The organism is Nocardia sp. CY41 (assembly GCF_009829325.1).
In the GTDB taxonomy this organism is placed as follows: domain Bacteria; phylum Actinomycetota; class Actinomycetes; order Mycobacteriales; family Mycobacteriaceae; genus Nocardia.
In genome coordinates this window covers 1-7,722 of sequence record NZ_VUOS01000074.1, presented here as the reverse complement: position 1 = coordinate 7,722, position 7,722 = coordinate 1, and the positions used below count along the sequence as shown (strand labels likewise).

Genomic DNA, 7,722 nt, shown 5'->3' with positions numbered 1-7,722 from the left:
CTACACCAGTACCGCCGCCTGGCCACCCGCTGGGAACGACGCACCGACATCCACCAAGGATTCCTCGACCTCGCCGCCGCCCTCATCTGCTGGCGAAGACTCCGCAACCGAACCTGATAGGCGCTCTAAGGCGACAGCTCGCTGCCGCGACCGCCTGACGATGTGGGGGAAGCGGCGAAGTGACGAATCCGGTGTGGGCGACCGTCCGATCGGCAACTTGCGGCCGATACGATCTGACCTGCGGCTCTGCCTTTGTCCTGGCTCCCGAAGCGTGCGGTGGCTACGCGCTAGTATTCGTACATGGGTTCGATGAGTGAGCCCGCTTCGCGCCATACGAATACCGGCGGGGCGATCTGGAGGCCCCAGGTGCGAGCGGGGACCACTACCGTGCAACCAAGAAGTTTCAGTTCAATATTCATTCGCCTGGGTCCTCGACATCGCATAGCGCTTCTCCCAGTCGAGCTCTCGACGTCTGGCGTCAGTGACAAACGGCGTGAATTTGATCACGTAGAGTATCGCCCTATTGAGAAAATTCATCGGGAACCGCATAGGGCGGACGAAATCCACAAATAGGACGACACGCACGTGGCTCGTATCGTTCCATGCTTCATGGTCGTAGGTGTCGTCGAAAATTAGCGAAGATCCTTCTTCCCAATGGCGAATATCTTTGTCGACACGGAGCCTGCAGCCGTCGCCGGGCTCCGGGATTCGCAAACCGAGATGGTAGCGTAGCACGCCACTATATGGCCCGCGATGCGCTGGGAGGTGCTTGTCCGGCAGCAGGATTGAGAAGAATGCCGTCTTCATTCCTGGGATCTGCGATACAATACGCGCCGTGTTGGGGCATCGGGCACAGTTGACGTCAGAACGGAAGCCGTACCCATAGAAAAAATATGACTTCCACTTGTCGTCATTGGTGAGTATTTCTTGGTCCACCGATATATCCTGGAAGTTTGGCAGATGGTCGCGATCCATAAGCACCCGATCAAGCTCTGTGCGTATCAGCAGCCATTCATCCTCAATTCGCCTCACCCAGGGGAATTCGTCAGTATCAAAGAAAGTGTGATCCCCCGGCACGGATGCCCTTCTAAACCCTGCTTCAATTCGTGAAAATACCTTCTCGGCGACTGGTATCAAGATGTTCATATCTAATTCCTCCGAATTTATTGGTGCATTGTTAAAGATATTTTGCAGATCGACCGCAGGGTCCACCGCCCGGGACCCGGCCTCCACAGACCCGCCCGCGTTTGCCTTTCCTGACAGGACCCCGCCCGCGCTCTCGGAACCGGTGTTCACCGGCTGGGTGTTCATCGTGAACGCCGTAACTCCGAGGAGCGGGCTCTGGCCGCGATATTCGCCGAGGTGCTGCGGCTGGATCGGTCGGGACCGGTCACGTGGTCGGACTCGATCAGCCGTGGTAGCCGGGTGCCACTGACGTACACCTCACCCCACACGCCCATCTGGATTGTCCTCAGTCGATCGTTGTGGATCAGTCAGACTTCGTGCTCGGCCTCCCAAATGTGCGTCGAGCACGCGCGCTATGACCGGCAACACGTGCGGTGCGGTCAGTTCGGTGTGCGTGGCCTCGATGTCGTGGTTGGTGATCTCGCCGGTCACGTACGGTCGCCAGCCGTCCGGACCGAAGATGTCGGAGGTGTCGACGGTCGCGCTGAAGTACACGATGTCGCCGTCGAACATCGGGCGGCGGTAGCCGGTTCTGGTCCGGGTGGCGGCGTTGTACGCCCCTACCATTCGCTCCAGGGTGGCGGCGTCGAGCAGTGAGACACCGCCGAGCCGTTCCCGGATCAGGTCTGCCGCCTGCTGCACGGTCACCTCGGCGGGGACATCGTGGATACCGAAAACCGAGCCGAATGTGTTGATGAACGAGCCGACGGTGAGCGGCTCGATGCTGTCGCCGTCGATATCGGCGGTGTCGGCGTCCAGCAGCGCAATCACGCCGACCTCAGCGCCTTCGGCCTTCAGCTTCGTCGCCGCCGTGTGGGCGATGAGCCCGCCGAAGGACCAGCCGAGTACGTGGTAGGGACCTTCCGGTTGCAGGGCGCGGATCTCGCGCACATAGCGGTCGGCGAACTCCTCGATCGAGCGCGGGGACGGTTCGTGACCGCTGAGTTCCGGGGCCTGCAGGCCGTAGATCGGACGGCCGGGGGCCAGCGCGTCGGCGAATCCCAGGTAGGTCCATGCCATCCCGGACTGCGGGTGGATGCAGAACAGTGCGGGTTCGTCGCCGCCGAGCCGGATCGGCAGGACCACGTCGAGTCCGAGACCGCCCGCCGCGGGAGGAGCCAGTGGCGCGGTGGCCGTGGCTTCTTCCTCGGCGGCGGTCCGTGCCGCCGAGGTTTGCGTGAAACGGGCTGCCGCGCCGAGCGTTTCGATCCACAGATCGGCCAGCTCGGCGACCTCGTCATCGGTGAGCAGAGTTGCGGGGAAGCCGAAGCTCGCGCGCAGGCGGTCACCGATCACGACGGCGTTCACGTCGATCGCCGATTGCAGGGGCACGTCCGGATGTTCGCGGACGTGCACGTCACCCAGGTCGTCGGTCGGCAGCCAGCCCAGGCCCTCCGGTTCCGCCGGGATGTCGCCGGCGGAGTACCTGCCGAGGTAGTTGAAGCCGACCCGGCCCGGGAGACGTTTCGGGAACTGCCGCGCGGTCTCGGGGTCGAGGTAGCGCAGCAGGCCGAAGCCGATACCTTTGTCCGGCACCGCGAGCAGCTGATGCTTCACCGCGCGGATCGCGTCGCCGAGCGCGGGCCCACCGGAGAGCGCGTCATCGAGGTCGATCCCCGCCAGGTCCAGTCGCACAGGGTAGATGCTGGTGAACCAGCCGATGGTGCGGGACAGGTCGACGCCGGGGACGACTTCTTCCTGCCGGCCGTGGCCTTCCAGCCGCAGCAGCGCCGTCGGTTCGGTGTCGCGCCAGCGCACCAACGCCAGGGCCAGGGTGGCCAGCAGCGTGTCGTTGACGCTGCCCTGGAACAGGCCGGGCAGGGTGGTGAGCAGCGCGGTGGTGACCTCGGTGGACACTTCGCGCTCGACTATGCGTAACGTGCCGGTGTTGTCGATCGCCGGGTCCAGTTCCCGGCCGCCGATCAGCGGGTCGGGTTCGGCGAGAACGTCGTGCCAGTAGGCGGACTCGGCGTGGCGGCGTTCGGAGTGTGCCTCCTCGATCAGTGCGTGCGCCCAGCGCCGCATCGAGGTCCCGGTCTCCGCGAGCACCGGCGTGTTGCCGGCCGACACCTGAGCCCAGGCGGCCACCAGGTCCGGCACCAGGATGCGCCAGGACACGCCGTCGATGACGAGGTGGTGTGCCAGCACGATCAGTCGTCCCGCGCCGGTGCGTGCGCCCGCCGCCCCGACGGGGTCCAGCCAGATGAACTGCAGGACCGTACCGTTCGCTGGATCGAGTCGGTTGGCGGCGGTGTCCAGTTCGGTCATGGCGAACTCGTGCAGCTCGATCGGCTCGATCGTGTCGAACTCGATGCGGTGCACGAGCGCGTCCACGTCGACCGAGCCGGGTGGGCCCACCACGATGCACGGGCCGTTTTCGCCGTCGGCGAGCAGCCGGGCGCGCAGCATGTCGTGGTGGTCCACCGCGGCGGTGAGCACCGCGACGATTTGCGAGCGCTCGATACCCACCGGCAGCTCCAGCACCCTTGTCTGGGCGAAGCGGTCGTAGTTCCCGCCGCGCTGGAGCATGTAGTGCACGTTCGGCGGCAACGGCAGATCGCCGACACCGCCACCAGGTGGTTCGTCCAGCGTCACCCTCGTGCCTGCCGCGTCGACTGCCGCGGCCAGCGCCGCCACCGTGCGGTGCTCGAACACCTGCAACAGGGTGCAGGTGATGCCCTGCTGCTTGGCCCGCGACACCACCTCGATCGCCAGGATGCTGTGTCCACCCAGATCGAAGAACGAGTCGTCGATCCCGACCCGATCCAACCGCAGGACCTCGGCGAATATCGCGGCCAGGGCCCGTTCCTCGGCGTTACGGGGTTCACGATGGGCACCCCCACCGGTGAACACCGGATCCGGCAACGCGCCGCGGTCGAGTTTCCCGTTCGCCGTCAACGGCAACCGATCCACCACCACCACCGCGGCGGGAACCATGAACTCCGGCAACCTCGCCGCCAGGAACCCCCGCACCGCCACCGCATCCACCACATCCCCACCACCAGCGACACCGTCGACAGCGACACCACCACCAGCGACACCGTCGGTGTGGTCGGTGTGGGTGTGGGGTACGGCGTAGCCGATCAGTTGTTTGTCACCGCCGGGCAGTTCGCGGGCCACGACCACGGCCCGGGCGATACCGGGATGGGTGGCCAACACGGCCTCGACCTCACCGGGCTCGACCCGGAACCCACGGATCTTGACCTGGTCATCGACACGACCCAGGAACTCCAACTCCCCCCGATCGTTCCAGCGCGCCAGGTCCCCGGAACGATACATACGCTCCCCCGCCGGCGAGTACGGGTCGGCCACGAACCGGGCCGCGGTCGACCCCGCCCGGCCCCGATACCCCCGGGCCAGCCCCGCACCCGCGATATACAACTCACCCGCCACCCCCACCGGCACCGGACGCAACCACGAATCCAACACCCACACCCGCGCATTCCCGATCGGACGACCGATCGGCACCGACACCACACCCCCACCGCCCACCTCGTGGGCGGTCACGTAGACGGTGGTTTCGGTCGGGCCGTAGCCGTTGATGACCCGGATCCCGGGGAATACGTCCCGGGTGCGTTCGATCACCGGGGGGGTCAACGCCTCACCGATGAAGACGATCGTGTCCACGGCATGTGACCCGGTGACGCGGAGATGGTCGATGTAGAACGCGGAGGGGGTTTGGTTCAAAACGGTCACCCCGTGGGTGGCCAGCAATTCCCACAACTCGAGCGGTGACCGGCTCACCTCGCGGGGAACCACCACGACCGACCCGCCGTGCAGCAACCCGCCCCACAACTCCCACACCGAGAAGTCGAAGGCCGGTGAATGCACCCATGCCCACACATCGGTGGCGTCGAAGCCGAACTGTGGCACCGTCGCGGCGAACAAACCCACCACGTTGCGGTGGGTGGTCGCGACGGGTTTGGGTCTGCCGGTGGAGCCGGAGGTGTAGATGACGTAGGCCAGGTGGTTCGGGTGCAGCGGGGCGCGGCGTTCGAGGTCGGTGACGTCGGGAGTGTCGAGGTCGAGATCGGTGACGTCGTGGGTGTGGGTGGTGTCGAGGTGGAGGGTGGGGATCGAGGTGTCGGGCAGCAGGGGGTGGAGGGTGTGGGTGGTCAGCAGGGCGGTGGGGTCGGCGTCGGTGAGGATGTAGGTGAGGCGTTCGGTGGGGTAGGTGGGATCGATGGGCAGGTAGGCGCCGCCGGCCTTGAGGACGGCCAGCAAGGCGGCCACGAGGTCGAAGGACCGGTCCACGGCGACAGCGACGACACGGTCGGGGCCGACCCCGGTATCGATGAGTGTGCGGGCGAGGGTGTTGGCGCGGGTGTTGAGTTGGCGGTAGGTGTAGCTGGTGGCGCCGTCGATGACCGCGACGGCCTCGGGTGCGGCCGCGACCGCGGCCTGGAACTGGTCCACCATGGTGGTGCGGGGATCGACCGGGATGGTGGCGGTGGTGGTGTTCCACTCGGTGAGGACCCGCCCGCGTTCGGCGGGGTCCATCACCTCGATATCGGCCAGCCGGACGGCCGGATCGGTGACGACCTGATGGAGGCACGAGCTAATTGCCTCCATGTATTTATGGAGGTCATCTATACTGTATAAACGACTATCCGCTGCTATCCCAATGAGCGCGTCGGTACCTTGATCGACGTCGTAGCTGAACATGATCGACAGCTCCGATGCCGGGAGCTCGGGAAGCGGACGGAATTCGGCTCGCCCGCTGCCGATGGGCACCGAAGCAAGGAACGGTATGACATTCACCGCAGGGCCGAATAAATCACCGGTTTTATCGGTCGCGCCTAAATCGCGTCGGATATCGGTTGTGTCGTACTTCGAGTGTCGCAGTACCAACTGTATGGTCGCGGCCACATCTGAGCAGAGCTCGCTGAAGCGACGGTCGGGCTCAAGGGTCACCCGTAATGGCAGCGCGTTTGCGATCAGACATGGTGTCCAACGGGCACGGCCCACCCTGTTCGCGACAGGAAATTGCACGTAGAAATCGTTGGTTCGCGCAAATGTCCGAAATGCGAGGCTTGTAGCAGCGGTCAATACCGCTGGCAGCGGCACATTCAACGCTGTCGACACCTCGGCCAGCCGCCGTAGCCGATACGACGGCATATCCATCCGATGATGAATCGTCGGCCCATCGCATGGCGATGCTTGTCTCGCTGGCCTCAAAGGCTCCACGGTGCGGTCGATATATTCGCTCCAGAACGCTCGGTCGCGTTGGAACCCTGCCGAATCTCTATACCGCTCGATCTCATCTCTAACACCCTCGAGGTCCAGGTAACGGGGCCGTTCCACGGCGGCGCCCCCCAGAATGGCAGAGTACAATTGCGCTACCCGATGTCCTATGATCATGCAACTGGCTCCGTCGGCAACGACATGGTGAGCGACGAAGCATAGGAAGGATCGATCCTCCGAGATCTTGATCAATTCCGCCCGGAACAGGAACCCCTTCTCCAAATCGAACGGTTCCCGCACCAGTTGGTCGGTCAACGTCCGCGCGCGGGATTCCCCATCGACGAGGAGGCTGTAATCCGTGACCGCGGGTTTCCAGGACCCCAACTCTCTGCGGTATTGACGCGGCTCACCGTGGCCAGCTTTGATGTTCACCAAAAGCGTGGGAGCTTCAGCTATCGCGCGACGGAATGCCTCAATTATCGCTTCAGGGTCGACCTCGCCGTGAATATCCAGGTACCCGCCAATATTGAACGGCTTATCGGGATTCAGCTGCTGGGACAGCCAGACTGCTTCTTGCTGAACGGTCAAGGGGTACGCGAATGATGAGTTATGCTCTGCCATTTGGGAATTTTCTTTGTGCATTAGCAGGAAGTATCCTTGTCCAGGTTGTTCCTGTGTAGACGGCCGAGTGTTACAGCCCGGACGTATGGACCCGCACCATCATGGCGCGTTTTGCAGGGATTGGCAATCCCTGAAACCGTGATGATCTTGTTATAGGGGTTCGATCTTGTTATAAGCTCCTGACAGGTTCGATTGGGCGGCGACGAGTATCGTTGCGATGCAGGACTTTTAGTTGTGGCGGAGCCGTGACTTGTGGATGACTAGTTGTGGGCAGTAATCGAACCGCTACCGCCTGTCCGAGCGCCGGGGAACACCTGGCCCGGCACGGATGGACGACCGGCTGGTGTTGCAGGCGGAAGCGTCCCAGGAGGCGGCGTCGGGCCGTGAATGTGGTGCATGTCGTGGCCCGCCCCCGTCACCTTTTTCGTGGGTACCGAGATCGGGCCCACGGTCGCCAGGCTCGGTATGACTTCTTGCCCCTACTTATGAGCGAACGAGTCGCATCGGGCCGGCCGGACTTCTATCCATCCCCTGACCGTCAAGGTCTCTCCGAAGACGGGAGCTGGCGGCCTGGCACGGTTCGTTCCACCAGACAGCTGCCGTTTCGGCCCCGTTACCTTTCTCGTGGGTCCGATCCAGGGCCTCGGTCGCCGGGCCCGGTATGACTTCTTGCCCCTGTCTTTCGCATGATCCGGGGGGTGGTGTCGCCGGGTACCGGTGGCATCGGATGGA

At 64.0% G+C, this 7,722-nt stretch carries 2 protein-coding genes; both read right to left on the bottom strand.

Annotation, left to right across the window (positions count from 1 at the left end; all coding sequences use genetic code 11):
- Positions 1-408 precede the first annotated feature (408 nt).
- On the bottom strand, positions 409-1,311 hold the full coding sequence (locus GVY64_RS36245; protein WP_201298326.1) for an aspartyl/asparaginyl beta-hydroxylase domain-containing protein: 903 nt from the start codon (positions 1,309-1,311) through the stop codon (positions 409-411).
- A gap of 132 nt (positions 1,312-1,443) precedes the next feature.
- Positions 1,444-6,990, bottom strand: a complete 5,547-nt coding sequence (locus GVY64_RS36240; protein ID WP_159851114.1) for a non-ribosomal peptide synthetase — start codon at positions 6,988-6,990, stop codon at positions 1,444-1,446.
- Between the last annotated feature and the right edge of the window lie 732 nt (positions 6,991-7,722).

Excerpts from the sequence above, each read along its gene's own strand:
- GVY64_RS36245 (WP_201298326.1), bottom strand. The coding sequence starts at position 1,311 with ATGAACACCCAGCCGGTGAACACCGGTTCCGAGAGCGCGGGCGGGGTC.
- GVY64_RS36240 (WP_159851114.1), bottom strand. The coding sequence starts at position 6,990 with ATGGCAGAGCATAACTCATCATTCGCGTACCCCTTGACCGTTCAGCAA.